Genomic DNA, 14,928 nt, shown 5'->3' with positions numbered 1-14,928 from the left:
GTCCGCGACCTCAAGGAGCAGCTGGAATCGCTGCGCGGGGAGTCCGAGCGCGCCGAGCGCGACGGCGACCTGGCCAAGGCCGCCGAGCTGCGATACGGGCGCATCCCCGAGGTGGAGAAGAAGCTCGACGCCGCGCTGCCGCACGCCGAGGCCCGCGAGAACGTGATGCTCAAGGAGGAGGTCGGGCCCGACGATATCGCCGACGTGGTGTCGGCGTGGACCGGCATTCCCGCCGGCCGCATGCTCGAGGGCGAGACCGCCAAGCTGCTGCGCATGGAGGACGAGCTGGGCCGGCGCGTCATCGGGCAGAAGAACGCGGTCACGGCGGTCTCCGACGCGGTGCGGCGCTCCCGGGCCGGTGTCGCCGACCCCAACCGGCCGACCGGGTCGTTCATGTTCCTCGGGCCGACCGGTGTCGGCAAGACCGAGCTGGCCAAGGCCCTGGCGGAATTCCTCTTCGACGACGAACGCGCCATGGTCCGCATCGACATGAGCGAGTACGGCGAGAAGCACTCGGTGGCCCGCCTGGTCGGCGCCCCTCCCGGTTACGTCGGCTACGACCAGGGCGGCCAGCTGACCGAGGCGGTGCGGCGTCGTCCGTACACGGTGATCCTGTTCGACGAGATCGAGAAGGCCCACCCGGACGTGTTCGACGTGCTGTTGCAGGTGCTCGACGAGGGCCGGCTCACCGACGGGCAGGGTCGCACCGTCGACTTCCGCAACACCATCCTGATCTTGACGTCCAACCTCGGATCGGGTGGCAGCGAGGAGCAGGTGATGGCTGCGGTGCGCTCGGCGTTCAAGCCGGAGTTCATCAACCGGCTCGACGACGTGATCGTCTTTCACGGCCTGCAGCCCGGTGAGCTGGTGGCCATCGTCGACATCCAGTTGGCGCAGCTGGGCAAGCGGCTGGCTCAGCGCCGGTTGCAGCTGGAGGTGTCGGATGCCGCCAAGAAGTGGCTGGCCGAGCGCGGGTTCGACCCGGTCTATGGCGCCCGGCCGTTGCGCCGGCTCGTGCAGCAGGCCATCGGCGACCAGCTGGCCAAGATGTTGCTGGCCGGTGACGTGCACGACGGGGACACCGTCCCGGTCGACGTCAGCCCCGGCGGCGACTCGCTGACCCTCGGCTAGTACTGCTCGCGCTCAGAACTGGACCGGGGTCGCGGCACACGGACCCGTCATGAGCCTGATGCCCGGTTGTGACCTGCTCGGTTTGTCCACTCCGGGCGAAGAACAGATACCCTACTGGGGATGGTCCCCCTCTGGTTCACGCTTTCCGCCCTCTGCTTCGTCGGTGCGGGCGTGCTGCTGTACGTCGACATCGATCGCCGGCGCGGTCGCAGCCGGCGCCGCAAGTCGTGGGCGCGGTCGCACGGGTTCGACTACGAGCCTGAATCGCGCGAAATCCTGCGGCGCTGGAAGCGCGGGGTGATCTCGACGGTGGGTGATGTCTCCGCTCACAACGTCGTCCTGGGGCAGATCCGCGGTGAGGCCGTCTACATCTTCGACCTCGAAGAGGTGGCCACGGTGATCGCGCTGCACCGCAAGGTGGGCACCAACGTCGCGGTGGACCTGCGGCTCAAGGGACTCAAAGAGCCGCGGGAAAACGACATCTGGCTGCTCGGCGCGATCGGGCCGCGGATGGTGTACTCGACGAACCTGGACGCGGCCCGGCGGGCCTGCGATCGGCGCATGGTCACCTTCGCGCACACCGCGCCCGACTGCGCCGAGATCATGTGGAACGAGCAGAACTGGACGCTGGTCGCCATGCCGATCGCCAGCACCCGCGCCCAGTGGGACGAGGGTCTGCGCACCGTGCGTCAGTTCAACGATTTACTTCGGGTGTTGCCGCCGCTGCCGCAGGAGGACGCCCAGGAGCCGACGGCCGTGGGGCTGCGAAGCGCCGCGCCGAGCCGTCCGCTGATGCCGGCCGGTTGCGGGGAACTGCCGCCCAGGCGCGCCCAGCACGATGTGGCCGGGCTGATCGGCGAGGCGGGCCGGCGCGACGCGGAACCCGTGCGCCGCGAGCAGGGCGGCACGGAGGGCCGCACGGAGGGCCGTGCCGAGAGTGCACGTCGCCCGCCGCCACCGGTCAACGGCCGCGAGGCCCCCAACTACCAGCGCTGACCGCGCCCCACGGGTGCCGGTCGGTCGGGGCCCCGTCACTATGATGTCGCTCATGCCTCGTCCCGTAGCCCTGGTCACCGGGCCCACCTCCGGGATCGGCGCCGGGTACGCCCGCCGCTACGCCGCCGACGGCTACGACCTGGTCCTGGTCGCCCGCGACGTCGACGTGACCGCGGTGATGAAGCTGACCCGGGCCGCACTGCCGGCGATGCTCGCCGCCGGCGCGGGCACCATCATCAACGTGGCCAGCGTGGCGGGTCTGCCCCCCGCAAGCGGGAGGTACCCCCAGTCCGGGCAGGGGTCGACCTACTCGGCGTCCAAGGCCTGGGTGGTGTCCTTCAGTGAGGGCCTGGCCGGTGGCTTACGGGGCACCGGGGTCGGGGTGCACGCGGTGTGCCCGGGGTTCGTGCACACCGACTTCCACGAGCGGGCGGGAATCGACATGGCGGGCTGCCGGCCGTTCCTGTGGCTCGAGGTCGACGACGTGGTCGACAAGAGCCTCGCCGACGTCTCCGCCGGCAAAGTGGTCAGCGTTCCCGGACTGCAGTACAAGGCGCTCGTGGCGGCGGGGCGGATGATTCCGCGGAACCTGGTGCGCGCGGCGGCCGGTCGGGTCGGGGGCGGCCGTGGACGAAGCTGACCGCGCGGAGCTGGCCGAGCTGGTCCGGCGCCTGTCGGTGGTGCACGGGCGGGTCACGCTGTCGTCGGGCACAGAGGCCGACTACTACGTCGACCTGCGCCGCGCCACGTTGTACCACCGGGCCGCCGCGTTGATCGGCAACCTGGTCCGGCAGCTCACCAGCGACTGGGACTACACGGTGGTCGGCGGCCTGACGCTGGGCGCCGACCCGGTGGCGACGGCAGTCATGCACGCACCCGGGCGTCCGATCGACGCGTTCGTCGTCCGTAAGGCGGCGAAAACCCATGGGATGCAACGACTTATCGAGGGCTCTGAAGTCGCCGGGCGGCGGGCGCTGGTGGTGGAGGACACCAGCACCACGGGTAATTCGGCGCTGACGGCGGTGCATGCCGTCCAGGAGGCGGGCGGCGAGGTGGTGGGCGTCGCGACCGTGGTGGACCGCGCCACCGGCGCCGCCGAGGCCATTCGTGCGGAGGGGCTGTTGTACCGCAGCGTGCTGGGCCTTGCCGATCTGGGGCTGGGCTAGGCGGCGAGCGGGCTGTGCGCCAATCGTCACACCAGCCGCACGGGCCTCTGGCACGGGCGGTGATCGTTTTGCCCGCCTCGCAGCGACAATTCACTCGCATCCCGATTTGTCGCTGTGAGGTGGGCAAAACGTCGACCGTTCCGGCCGGTGGCCCATGTGGCTCATGTGACCCATGTGGCTCATGTGGAGAATGTGGAGAATATGGAGAATGTAGCGAATGTGACCGATGCGCTGTAGATTACGGCCGCTGAAGCTCGTCGCAAGCGCTCTGCTCGTCCTGGCCTCCTGCCTGGCCGGCTGTTCGGGCTCGACCCATCCCGTGAGCCCCTACGGCGCCCGGGGGGCGCGGCTCGGCGAGTCGCTGGCGCTGCTGGGCTGGAACATCGGGGTGTCGAACCTGCGCTTCTCCGAGGACTACGTGCTGATCGACGTCGACGCCGGCGTCGCGTCGCCCGAAAACCCCCACGCCCAACCCGGCGACGTCCGCTTCGGGCTCTACGGTGCGCTGGCGCACCCGCTGGAGGCCACCGGGCTGGGCAGCTGTGACAGCGCGCTGAGCAGCGGGCGCCAGATCCCCTCGCCGCTCTCGGCGCCCGGCGACCGGCTCACCGGCACGGTTTGTCTTGGGCCGCTGAAGGATCGGAGCCAGGTCCGCGGCGTGTACGCCTACTCGCCGCGGGACCGCATCCCCAAGACGTCGGCGGCCTACCCGGCCGCATTCCCGGTGGGGCTGATGCCGACCAACGCCAACGACACCGGCCTGGTCGTCAAGACGATCACTCTGTCGGCCTGGCGCGCCGACGGCACCCCGGTGACCCGGGCGCAACTCGGTGACCCGGCCGCGTTCACCGGTAACGGCTACATGCTGCTGGGGCTGCAGGCCGAAGCGCTCGCCGAGCGCTACCGCGACGACTCCGCCACGCGGGGCGGCCCGATGATGCTGCTCGCGTCGCCGACGCTGCCCGCCCCGGGGCTCAATCCGGCCTGCTCGGTGTACGGGTCGTCGGTGCTGATCCTGCCCGACGCCTCGCTGGACGCGGTGCGCGTCGACGCCTCGTTGTGCACCCAGGGCGAGATCAACGAGGCGCTGCTCTACGCGACCGTGGCGATCGACGGCACCCACGCCGGTGTGTGGACTCAGCGATGAACGACCCCGGGCCCACCGAGTGGGGGTCACCGGCCACCGGTGTCGGACCGTGGCCCGGTGAGCTCCCCGAAGACCCCCGCTACGACCCGATCCTGTTGCGCGACGGCGACACCCGCAACGTCGTCGACGCCTACCGGTACTGGACGCGGGAGGCGATCATCGCCGACATCGACCGGCGCCGCCACCCGCTGCACGTCGCGATCGAGAACTTCGGCCACGACGCCAACATCGGTTCGGTGGTGCGCACCGCCAACGCCTTCGCGGTGCACACCGTGCACATCGTGGGGCGGCGCCGCTGGAATCGCCGCGGCGCCATGGTGACCGATCGCTATCAGCGGTTGTGCCATCACGACAGCAGTGCCGCGCTGCTTCAGTTCGCGACGGGCGCCGGGCTGACCGTCGTGGCGGTGGACAACGTCCCGGGTTCGGTGCGCCTGGAACAGGCCACGCTACCGCGGGAGTGCCTGCTCGCGTTCGGCCAGGAAGGCCCCGGCATCACCGACGAGCTGCGCGCCGGTGCGGCCGTCACGGTGTCGATCGCCCAGTTCGGCTCGACGCGCAGCATCAACGCCGGGGTGGCCGCCGGGATCGCAATGCACGCCTGGATCCGCCAGCACACCGATTTCACGCACGCCTGGTGAGCACTTCGAGTGTGAACCGGTGGCTTTCGCCGTGAAACCATGGCGGGATTTCGGCGATTTTACCGCCATGGCTTCACCCTCAACGCCAAGGAATCGCCCTCAACTCCACAGCGTGACGTGCACTTTCGGCCGGAACCTGGTCACCCCGACGCCGGACCCGCGGATCATCGCCTGTGTGCACCGCGGGGTGGTGATGAATCGCACCAGCTCCGACACCGCGGGCTGGCGGGCCGTCGGCGCCAGTGTGGCCGCACACCATTGGCCCGAGCGTTCCAGGCCGGGGCCTTTCACGTGTACCAGCCGCCCGGCCGCGAGGTCCTTGGCCACCGCGAAGCCGATCGCCAGGTTGACCCCGCCCACCCGCTGCACCTCCTCCAGCGCGGCGGCGTCGCTCTGGAAGATCCGCTGTTGGGACTCCGGAATCTCCAGGGTGCGCAACATGGCCGCGATCTCACCGTCCACCCCGCCGGCCGACGGCCCCAGCATCCACTGCTGTGCGCGCAGCGATGCCGGTGTCGGAACGCTCACGGCCAAAGGGCTTTTCGGCCCGACGACGGCGATGATCTGATATTTCAGAAAGGGCCGTACGAAGAGCGTCTCGTCCGAGCCGATCGAACCGGCCGGGCCGATCGCGATGTCCACCGCGCGCGAGCAGATCAGCTCGCGGAAGCGGCTGGTCGGGTGCACGCTCAACTCCACCGACAGGTCGTCGGCCCGCGACGAGAACAGCTCGATCAGGCCCGGCGCGGCGTGCTCGGCGAACGCCGACGACGCCGCGATCCGCAGCAGCCGTCGCCCGTGCGCGGCCTCGGTGACCTCGATCGCGGTCTGCTGCTGCAGGCCCAGGATCTCGACCGCGCGGCTGGCCAGCCGCAGCCCGCCCGGCGTGAACGCCAGCCCCGCACCGGTTCTCGTGAACAACGGATCGTCGAGTTCCTTGCGCAGCGCCGCGACATGCATCGAGATCCCCGCATCGGAGACGCCCAGCTCCGCGGCCGCGGCTCGCACCGATCCCAGCCGGACCACCGCCGAATAGGCCCGAAGTTGAGCCGGAGTCATGGGATGAGCCTACGTTGGAACCCGTGCGGGAAGTGCTTGTTCAGCTGATGCCCATCTGGCGCGCCGGGCGGACTGCGGGTCTGGGCACCGTCGTGCGCACGATGAGGTCGGCGCCGCGGCAGCCCGGCGCCTCGATGCTGGTGGCGCCCGACGGCTCGGCGACCGGGTCGGTGTCGGGTGGCTGCGTGGAGGGCGCAGTCTACGAGCTGGCCACCGAGGCGGCGCGGACGGGGACACCGCGACTGGAACGCTACGGGGTCAGCGACGACGACGCGTTCGAGATCGGCCTGACCTGCGGCGGCGTCATCGACGTCTTCATCGAGTCGGTCTCGCGGGCAACGTTTCCCGAACTGGGGTCGATCGCCGACGACATCGGCGCGGGGCGTCCCGTCGCGGTCGCGACCGTCATCGCCCACCCGGACGCGACCTGGGTGGGCCGTCGCATGGTGGTGCGACCCGATTCGGTGTCCGGGTCGCTGGGCGCGCCGCGCGCCGACGCCGCGGTCACCGACGACGCCCGCGGTCTGCTCGCGCTGGGCCGCTGCGCGGTCCTCGAGTACGGTCCCGACGGCCAGCGTCTGGGCGACGGCATGGAGGTCTTCGTCTTGAGCAATGCGCCGCCGCCGCGGATGCTGGTGTTCGGCGCGATCGACTTCGCCGCCGCCCTGGCCCGGCAGGGGTCGTTCCTGGGCTACCGGGTCACCGTGTGCGACGCGCGCCCGGTGTTTGCCACCAGGGCCCGCTTCCCCTCGGCCGACGAGGTCGTCGTCGACTGGCCGCACCGGTATCTGGCCGCCCAGGCGGCGGCGGGCGCCCTCGACCGCGACACGGTGATCTGTGTGCTGACGCACGACCCCAAGTTCGACGTCCCGGTCCTCGAGGTGGCGCTGCGCCTGGACGTCGGATACGTCGGCGCGATGGGATCGCGGCGCACCCACGACGACCGGATGAGCCGGCTGCGCGCCGTCGGGCTCACCGACACCGAGCTGAGCCGGCTGGCCAGCCCCATCGGGCTGGACCTCGGCGCGCGCACCCCGGAGGAGACCGCGGTCTCGATCGCCGCCGACATCATCGCCAGGCGCTGGGGCGGCGGAGGCCTGCCGCTGGGCCGGAGCGCCGGGCGAATCCACCACGACGCCGAGCTCAAGGACCAGTTCAGGGATCCCTTAACTCGCTATTGACGCCCCGGGGAGGCGGGTTGACACTGTGGCGCATGCAGGTACCCGGCCCCTTCGAATACGAACGCGCGACCAGTGTCGACCACGCCATCGGTCTGCTGGATCGGTTGGGGGAGGGCGCGCGGGTGGTCGCCGGCGGGCACAGCCTGCTGCCGATGATGAAACTGCGGATCGCCAACCCCGAATACCTGATCGACATCAACGACCTGGCGCTCGAACTCGGCTACGTGATCACCGACCCCACGCTGGTCCGCATAGGTGCCATGACCCGTCATCGTGAGCTGCTGGAGTCCGACAACCTGGCCGCGGTGTGCCCGATCTTCCGCGACGCCGAACGGGTGATCGCCGACCCGGTGGTCCGCAACCGCGGCACGCTGGGCGGCTCGCTGTGCCAGGCGGATCCGGCCGAGGACCTCTCGACGGTGTGCCTGGCGCTGGACGCGGTGTGCCTGGCCCGCGGACCGGCGGGTGAGCGCGAGATCCCGATCGACGAATTCGTGGCCGGTCCCTACGAGACCACGCTCGCCCCCAACGAGATACTGGTCGAGGTTCGAATCCCACTGCGCCACAACACGTCCAGTTCATACGCAAAAGTGGAACGCAGAGTGGGCGACTGGGCGGTGGCGGCGGCGGGGGCGGCCGTGACCCTCGACGGAGCGACGATAGCCGCTGCTCGGGTCGGCCTGACCGCGGTCAACCCCGATCACGACGCGCTGGCCGAACTCGGGGCGTCGCTGGCGGGCCGGCCGGCCACCGAGGAGACTTTCGCCGAGGCGGGCCGACGTGCCGCACTGGCCTGCGAACCGGTGACCGACATCCGCGGCACCGAAGAATACAAGCGGCACCTGGCCGGCGAACTGACCATCCGCACCCTGCGCACGGCGGCGCAGCGGGTCGGCGACCAAGGGAGTGACTGACCATGCAGGTCAACATGACCGTCAACGGCGAACAGGTCACCGCTGACGTCGAACCCCGAATGCTGCTCGTGCACTTCCTGCGGGATCACCTGCGGCTCACCGGCACGCACTGGGGCTGCGACACCAGCAACTGCGGAACCTGCGTGGTCGACGTCGACGGCGTGCCGGTGAAGTCGTGCACGATGCTGGCCGTCATGGCGTCAGGTCATGCCGTGCGCACCGTCGAGGGACTGGCGGGTCCGGGCGTCAACGGCCGGCTCGATCCCGTGCAGGAGGGATTCATGCGCTGCCACGGGCTGCAGTGCGGCTTCTGCACACCGGGCATGATGATCACCGCCCGCGCCCTGCTCGACCGCGAACCAGACCCCGACGAGGAGACCATCCGCGAGGCCATCTCCGGCCAGATCTGCCGGTGCACCGGTTACACCACGATCGTGCGCTCCATCCAGTGGGCCGCCAAGCACAGCGCGGCGCAGGCGGTGGAGGCGGGATCATGACCACGACCGAATCACGGCCCCCCTCACCGGAAGACACCGCGGACAACGACCAGAAGCCCTGTGGCTACGGCCGGATGCTGCGCAAGGAGGATCCCCGCTTCATCCGCGGCCGCGGTACCTACGTCGACGACGTCGCGCTGCCGGGCATGCTGCACCTGGCGATCCTGCGCTCGCCGTACGCCCATGCCCGCATCGCCGGCATCGACGTGTCCGCGGCCCTGGCCCACCCGAAGGTCAAGGCGGTCGTCACTGGCGCCGACCTGGCCGAGAAGGGCCTGGCGTGGATGCCGACCTTGTCGAACGACGTGCAGGCGGTGCTGGCCACCGACAAGGTGCGCTTCCAGGGCCAGGAGGTCGCGTTCGTCGTCGCCGAGGACCGGTATTCGGCCCGCGACGCGTTGGAGTTGATCGACGTCGACTATGACCCCCTGGATCCGGTCGTCGACGTGCGCAAGGCGCTGGACCCGTCCGCGCCGGTGATCCGCAGCGACCTCGAGAACAAGAAGGACAACCACATCTTCGACTGGGAGACCGGCGACGCCGCGGCCACCGAGGCGGTGTTCGCGCGCGCCGACGTCGTCGTCACGCAGGAGATGGTCTACCCGCGCGTGCATCCTGCACCGATGGAAACCTGCGGCGCGGTGGCCGATCTGGACCCGGTCAGCGGCAAGCTGACGCTGTGGACCACCTCGCAGGCCCCGCACGCGCACCGCACCCTCTACGCGCTGGTTGCCGGTCTGCCCGAACACAAGATCCGGGTGATCTCCCCCGACGTCGGCGGCGGCTTCGGCAACAAGGTGCCGATCTACCCCGGCTATGTGTGCGCGATCGTGGCCTCGCTGGTGCTGGGCAAGCCGGTCAAGTGGATGGAGGACCGCAGCGAGAACCTGACCTCGACCAGCTTCGCGCGCGACTACATCATGGTGGGCGAGATCGCGGCCACCAAGGACGGCAAAATCCTCGCAGTGCGGTCGAATGTGCTGGCCGACCACGGCGCGTTCAACGGCCAGGCCGCGCCGACGAAGTACCCGGCCGGCTTCTACGGGGTGTTCACCGGCAGCTACGACCTGGAAGCGGCGTACTCGCGGGTGACCGGGGTGTACACCAACAAGGCGCCCGGCGGGGTGGCCTACGCGTGCTCCTTCCGGATCACCGAGGCGGTGTACCTGGTGGAGCGGATGGTGGACTGCCTGGCCTATGAACTCAAGATGGATCCCGCCCAGCTGCGGCTGCGAAACCTGTTGCGCCCCGAGCAGTTCCCTTACACCACCAAGACCGGCTGGGTGTACGACTCCGGCGACTACGAGACGACGCTGCGCCAGGCAATGGACATGCTCGGCTATGACGCGCTGCGGGCCGAGCAGAAAGAGAAGCGCGCCCGCGGTGAGCTGATGGGCATCGGGATGTCGTTTTTCACCGAGGCCGTCGGTGCCGGCCCGCGCAAGGACATGGACATCCTGGGCCTGGGCATGGCCGACGGGTGCGAACTGCGCGTGCACCCGACCGGCAAGGCCGTGGTGCGCCTGTCGGTCCAGACCCAGGGGCAGGGACACGAGACCACGTTCGCCCAGATCGTCGCCGAAGAGCTCGGTATCCCGCCCGACGACATCGACGTCGTGCACGGCGACACCGACCAGACCCCGTTCGGGCTGGGCACCTACGGCAGCCGATCGACCCCGGTCTCGGGTGCGGCCGCGGCGATGGTGGCCCGCAAGGTGCGCGACAAGGCGAAGATCATCGCCTCGGGCATGCTCGAGGTCTCCGTCGCCGACCTGGAGTGGGAGAAGGGGTCTTTCCACGTCAAGGGCGACCGGTCGGCGTCGGTGACGATCGCCGACATCGCGATGCGCGCGCACGGGGCCGGTGATCTGCCGGAGGGGCTCGAGGGTGGGCTGGACGCCGAAGTGTGTTACAACCCTTCGAATCTCACCTATCCTTACGGCGCGTACTTCTGCGTGGTGGATGTCGATCCCGGCACCGCTGTGGTCAAGGTGCGGCGTTTCCTGGCGGTCGACGACTGCGGCACCCGCATCAACCCGATGATCATCGAGGGGCAAGTGCACGGTGGCGTCGTCGACGGCATCGGGATGGCGCTGATGGAATGGATCGCCTTCGACGACGACGGCAATTGCCTGGGTGGCTCGCTGATGGACTATCTGATCCCGACCGCCATGGAGGTGCCGCGCCTGGAGACCGGGTACACCGTGACACCGTCGCCGCACCACCCGATCGGCGCGAAGGGGATCGGTGAGTCGGCGACCGTCGGGTCCCCGCCCGCCGTGGTGAATGCGGTGGTGGATGCGTTGGCGCCGTTCGGGGTTCGTCACGCCGACATGCCGTTGACGCCGTCGCGGGTGTGGGAGGCGATGCAGGGAAGGGCGAGGCCACCCATCTGACGCGCCGTGACGATGCAGAGCGAGGAACGAGCGATGAGGATGAGGGGCGCAATCAGCGGATGACCATCATCGGCGAACGGGCCCAGCAGCTGCTCGCGGCACGGACGCCGTTCGTGCACGCAACCGTGGTGCGCGCCCAGCCGCCCACCTCGGTTTACCCCGGTGACGAGGCGATCCTGCTGGCGGACGGCACAATCGAGGGTTTCGTCGGCGGCCAGTGTGCGCAGAACTCGGTCCGCAAGGCGGCGCTGGGCGCGTTGCAGACGAACGAGAGCGTGCTGCTGCGGGTGCTGCCCGACGGCGATGTGCACTTCCCCGAGGCGCCGGGCGCCTGCGTGGTGGTCAACCCATGCCTGTCCGGCGGGTCGCTGGAGATCTTCCTGACGCCCAAGCTGCCGTCCCCGCTGATCCGCATCCACGGCGCCACGCCGATCGCCGACGCGCTGGTCCGGGTGTGCACGGTCCTGGGGTACGACGTGCGCGCCGACGCCGACGCCGACCCGGCCGACGCCACCTCCGCCCCGACCGCGGTGGTGATCGCCAGCCATGGCGGCCCGGAAGCCGAGATGATCCGCACCGCACTCGATCACGGCGTCGGCTACATCGGTCTGGTGGCGAGCAGGGTGCGCGGCGCCTCGATCCTCGATTCGCTCGGCCTCTCCGAGGACGAGCGGGCTCGCGTGCACACCCCGGTCGGTCTGCCGATCGGCGCCAAGACCCCGCCGGAGATCGCGGTCTCCATCGCGGCCGAGCTAATCGCCGGCGTCCGCGGCGCCCGCGGCCCGGGCCCCCACCCCACGGCGGTCTCCGCGGGCCACTCCGGCGCATGACGGCGGTCTTCGAGAGCCCCGGCGACGTCGTCGGCCGGTTCGATGCGCGGGACTACCTGCTCGACGTCGGGACCGCATCGGCGATCTATCTTGCGGTCACGCTGGGCCGGCCGCTGCTGCTGGAGGGCGAGCCCGGGGTCGGCAAGACCACGGCCGCGAAAACCCTTGCCGCGGTGATGGACACCCCGCTGATCCGGCTGCAGTGCTACGAGGGCCTGACCGCGCACGAGGCACTCTACGACTGGAACTACCAGCGCCAGCTACTGTCCATCCGGCTGGCCGAGGCGAGCGGTAAGGGGATCGACGAAAGGGATCTCTACACCGAGACCTATCTGGTGGACCGGCCCGTTTTGCGCTGCGTGCGGCACCGCGGCCCGCGGCCACCGGTGCTGTTGATCGACGAAATAGACCGCGCCGAGGACGAATTCGAGGCGCTGCTGCTCGAGTTCCTCGGCGAGTCCTCGGTGACGGTGCCCGAGCTGGGCACCTTCGTCGCCGAGTGCCCGCCGATCGTGGTGCTCACCTCCAACCGTAGCCGCGACCTGCACGACGCGCTGCGCCGCCGCTGCCTCTACCACTGGATCGACTACCCCGAGCCGGCTCGCGCCGCCGCCATCGTCCGGCGCACGGTGCCCTGGGCCGGCGCCGCACTGATCGAAAGCGCAGCCCAGTTCGTCCGCGCAGCCAGGGAACACGACCTGGACAAGCCGCCCGGAGTGGCCGAGACCATCGACTGGGTCGCTGCGCTGGTCGCCTTGGGCGTGGCGGACCTGGCCGCGCCCGACACCGTCGGGTCGGCACTGGCCAGCCTGGGGACGCTGGCCAAGACGCCGGACGACCGTGCGCAGATTCGCTCCGCGTACGAAACTTTCACCGAGTGCAGCCCCACCTGAGAGGATCCGCAGCATGAAGATCGACAACCGGTTCACCGTCAGCGCGCCCATCGACAAGGCGTGGGACGTGCTGTGCGACCTGGAACAGGTGATCCCGCTGATGCCGGGGGCCGCGTTCACCGGCCACGAAGGCGAGGACTACTCCGGCAAGGTCAAGGTCAAGGTCGGCCCTGTGAGCAGCGAGTTCAGCGGCAAGGTGCGCTTCGTGGAGCAGGACCGCGACCAGTATCGCGCCGTCATCGACGCCAAGGGCAAGGAGATGAGGGGAACGGGCAACGCCGCCGCCACGGTCACCGCCCAGCTGCACCAGGAGGGCGACCGCACCGAGGTTACCGTCGACACCGACCTGAAGATCGTCGGCAAGCTGGCCCAGTTCGGCAGCGGGATGCTGCAGCAGGTGTCGGAGAAGTTGCTGGGCCAGTTCGTGGAGTCGCTGGAGGCCAAGCTGGCCGCCGAGAGCGCGCCGGCGATACCGCCGACCAACGGTGCGGCCGCGCCGGCCCCCACCGCCGCCCATGCGCTGCCCGCCGCCGAGCCCGAGCCCATCGACCTTCTCGAGCTGGCCGGCGGCGACCAGCTCAAGAAGTACGGTGCGGCGGCGGCGGCGGTGCTGGCCGTGCTGGTGCTGATCTGGATCATGGGCCGGAGGCGTCAGCGGTCCCGATGAGCACGGCTGGCCCGGCGCTGTTGCGGGGCGTCGATCTGGCGGCTTTCTCGGCCGCCGTGGTGGCCCGGCTGCGGGAGGCCGGGGTGCACGTCTCCGCCGACGGCCCATCGAGTTTCGTGCAGGCGTTGCGGCTGCTGGGCACCCGCACCGGGTCTTCGCTGTATTGGGCGGCCCGGCTGACACTGGTCAACCGGGCCGAGGACCTGGGTGCCTTCGACGCGGTCTTCGCGGCGGTGTTCGGCGCCGGCTACGCCGAACCCGCCACCAGTTCGATTGCTGGACAATCCCAGTCGACGCGTAAAGCCGGCACCGCGCGGGCCGCCGACACCCGGCCCGGCGCCGCGCAGGGCCTGCCCTGGGCGATGCGGACCACGACGGGCGGCGACGACGATGACGACCCGGGCGGTGCGCATGTCCTGGTGCCCGAGATTTTGCCCAGCCGCATCGCCGCGCGCGCCGACGAACCGTTCGACCGTTTCGATGCGCACGACCTGCGGTTGCTGGGCTCCTGGATCGAGGAGACAGCCGGGCGCTGGCCGCGGCGGCGCAGCATGAGGTTCGAACCCAGCCCCGCCGGTAAGCGCATCGACCTGCGCGCCACGATGAACGCCTCCCGCAAGACCGGCTTCGAGGCGCTCACCCTGGCGCGCACCCGGCCGCGGCGCAGGCCCCGCCGGGTCGTCCTGGTCTGCGATGTGAGCCAATCGATGCGGCCCTACGCGGCGATGTATCTGCACCTGATGCGGGCCCTGGCGCAGGGGCGTGGCGTGCGCCGGGGCGGGATCCGCCCGGAGGTGTTCGCGTTCTCCACGTCGCTGACTCGGCTGACCGCGGTGCTGTCGCACCGCTCGGCCGAGGTGGCGCTGCAGCGGGCCAACGCGACGGTCACCGACCGCTACGGCGGCACGTTCGTGGGCCGCAGCGTCGCGGCTCTGCTGGCGCCCGGTCTTTCGGGGCACGGCAACGCGCTGCGCGGGGCGGTCGTGATCATCGCCTCCGACGGCTGGGACGCCGATCCCCCCGACGTCCTCGCGCACGCCATGGCCCGGCTGCGTCGCCGTGCCGCCGTGGTGGCCTGGCTCAATCCGCGTGCGGCGCAGGCCGGTTTCGAGCCGCTGGCGGGTTCGATGGCCGCGGCGCTGCCGTACTGCGATCTGTTCCTGCCGGCGCACTCACTGACCGGGCTGCGCCGGTTGCTGGTCGCGTTGTGTCTTTGAGGGCGACGCCCGAGCGGCCGAGTTCGCGGGCCGCGGCGACGAGCGCGGCGGTGATCGCCGCGGCCGCCGCGTAGTCGAGTCCGTCGGGCGGATGGATGTTGGAGATGCAGTTGCGGTCGGCGTCGGTGCGCCCGGGCGCCGGGCGGTGTGTCAGGTAGATGCCCAGGCTGTCGGCGACCGAGAGGCCCGGGCG

15 protein-coding genes and 1 pseudogene are annotated in these 14,928 nt (G+C 70.4%); 14 read left to right on the top strand and 2 right to left on the bottom strand.

What is annotated here, in order from left to right:
* The 6 genes from ACOJVU_RS07110 to ACOJVU_RS07085 all read left to right on the top strand — a co-directional run.
* Positions 1-1,131, top strand: a 1,131-nt coding sequence (locus ACOJVU_RS07110) for an AAA family ATPase (RefSeq protein ID WP_421529136.1), incomplete at its 5' end; no start/stop codon positions are given.
* Between the two features lie 120 nt (positions 1,132-1,251).
* Positions 1,252-2,127 carry a trehalose monomycolate transport factor TtfA gene (ttfA, locus tag ACOJVU_RS07105; protein WP_421529135.1) on the top strand — a complete coding sequence of 292 codons (876 nt, stop codon included), beginning with the start codon at positions 1,252-1,254 and terminating at the stop codon, positions 2,125-2,127.
* A gap of 52 nt (positions 2,128-2,179) precedes the next feature.
* Positions 2,180-2,767 (top strand): SDR family NAD(P)-dependent oxidoreductase, encoded by a 588-nt coding sequence (locus ACOJVU_RS07100; protein WP_421529134.1) that lies wholly within the window; start codon positions 2,180-2,182, stop codon positions 2,765-2,767.
* Positions 2,754-3,293 carry an orotate phosphoribosyltransferase gene (gene pyrE / locus ACOJVU_RS07095; protein ID WP_421529133.1) on the top strand — a complete coding sequence of 180 codons (540 nt, stop codon included), beginning with the start codon at positions 2,754-2,756 and terminating at the stop codon, positions 3,291-3,293. Before ACOJVU_RS07100 ends, pyrE begins: the two co-directional genes overlap by 14 nt.
* 226 nt (positions 3,294-3,519) lie before the next feature.
* Positions 3,520-4,440 carry a hypothetical protein gene (locus ACOJVU_RS07090; protein ID WP_421529132.1) on the top strand — a complete coding sequence of 307 codons (921 nt, stop codon included), beginning with the start codon at positions 3,520-3,522 and terminating at the stop codon, positions 4,438-4,440.
* Positions 4,437-5,081: a TrmH family RNA methyltransferase gene (locus ACOJVU_RS07085; RefSeq protein WP_421529131.1), complete on the top strand. Its 645-nt coding sequence runs from the start codon at positions 4,437-4,439 to the stop codon at positions 5,079-5,081. The genes ACOJVU_RS07090 and ACOJVU_RS07085 overlap by 4 nt, the downstream gene beginning before the upstream one ends.
* A gap of 99 nt (positions 5,082-5,180) precedes the next feature.
* On the opposite strand, the gene ACOJVU_RS07080 is transcribed toward ACOJVU_RS07085, so the two are convergent.
* The gene (locus tag ACOJVU_RS07080) at positions 5,181-6,140 is read right to left on the bottom strand and encodes a LysR family transcriptional regulator (RefSeq protein WP_421529130.1); all 960 of its coding nucleotides are present in this window, start codon (positions 6,138-6,140) and stop codon (positions 5,181-5,183) included.
* Positions 6,141-6,163: 23 nt separating this feature from the next.
* Here ACOJVU_RS07080 and ACOJVU_RS07075 point away from each other — a divergent pair, with 23 nt between their 5' ends.
* From ACOJVU_RS07075 to ACOJVU_RS07040, 8 genes are read left to right on the top strand one after another with little or no spacing between them, the layout of a single operon-like run.
* Entirely contained in the window at positions 6,164-7,321 is a 1,158-nt protein-coding gene (locus ACOJVU_RS07075; RefSeq protein WP_421529129.1) for an XdhC family protein, read from the top strand.
* A gap of 32 nt (positions 7,322-7,353) precedes the next feature.
* Complete coding sequence (locus ACOJVU_RS07070) at positions 7,354-8,235, top strand: FAD binding domain-containing protein (protein WP_421529128.1); 882 nt, start codon at positions 7,354-7,356, stop codon at positions 8,233-8,235.
* Between the two features lie 2 nt (positions 8,236-8,237).
* On the top strand, positions 8,238-8,732 hold the full coding sequence (locus ACOJVU_RS07065; RefSeq protein ID WP_421529127.1) for a (2Fe-2S)-binding protein: 495 nt from the start codon (positions 8,238-8,240) through the stop codon (positions 8,730-8,732).
* On the top strand, positions 8,729-11,128 hold the full coding sequence (locus tag ACOJVU_RS07060) for an aerobic carbon-monoxide dehydrogenase large subunit (RefSeq protein WP_421529126.1): 2,400 nt from the start codon (positions 8,729-8,731) through the stop codon (positions 11,126-11,128). The genes ACOJVU_RS07065 and ACOJVU_RS07060 overlap by 4 nt, the downstream gene beginning before the upstream one ends.
* A 59-nt stretch (positions 11,129-11,187) precedes the next feature.
* On the top strand, positions 11,188-11,958 hold the full coding sequence (locus ACOJVU_RS07055; protein WP_421529125.1) for an XdhC family protein: 771 nt from the start codon (positions 11,188-11,190) through the stop codon (positions 11,956-11,958).
* Complete coding sequence (locus ACOJVU_RS07050) at positions 11,955-12,851, top strand: AAA family ATPase (RefSeq protein ID WP_421529124.1); 897 nt, start codon at positions 11,955-11,957, stop codon at positions 12,849-12,851. Before ACOJVU_RS07055 ends, ACOJVU_RS07050 begins: the two co-directional genes overlap by 4 nt.
* A 13-nt stretch (positions 12,852-12,864) precedes the next feature.
* The gene (locus tag ACOJVU_RS07045) at positions 12,865-13,518 is read left to right on the top strand and encodes an SRPBCC family protein (protein WP_421529123.1); all 654 of its coding nucleotides are present in this window, start codon (positions 12,865-12,867) and stop codon (positions 13,516-13,518) included.
* Positions 13,515-14,735, top strand: coding sequence for a vWA domain-containing protein (locus ACOJVU_RS07040; protein WP_421529122.1), 1,221 nt, complete (start codon positions 13,515-13,517; stop codon positions 14,733-14,735). Before ACOJVU_RS07045 ends, ACOJVU_RS07040 begins: the two co-directional genes overlap by 4 nt.
* Here the strand turns inward: ACOJVU_RS07040 and ACOJVU_RS07035 are convergent.
* Positions 14,713-14,928 (bottom strand): annotated as a pseudogene (locus ACOJVU_RS07035) (ethanolamine ammonia-lyase light chain EutC); the annotation flags it as partial. The gene ACOJVU_RS07040 and the pseudogene ACOJVU_RS07035 sit on opposite strands and share 23 nt — an antisense overlap.

This window comes from Mycobacterium sp. THU-M104 (assembly GCF_049197365.1).
Classification (GTDB): Bacteria; Actinomycetota; Actinomycetes; order Mycobacteriales; family Mycobacteriaceae; genus Mycobacterium.
This window is presented reverse-complemented; position numbering and strand designations above follow the sequence as displayed.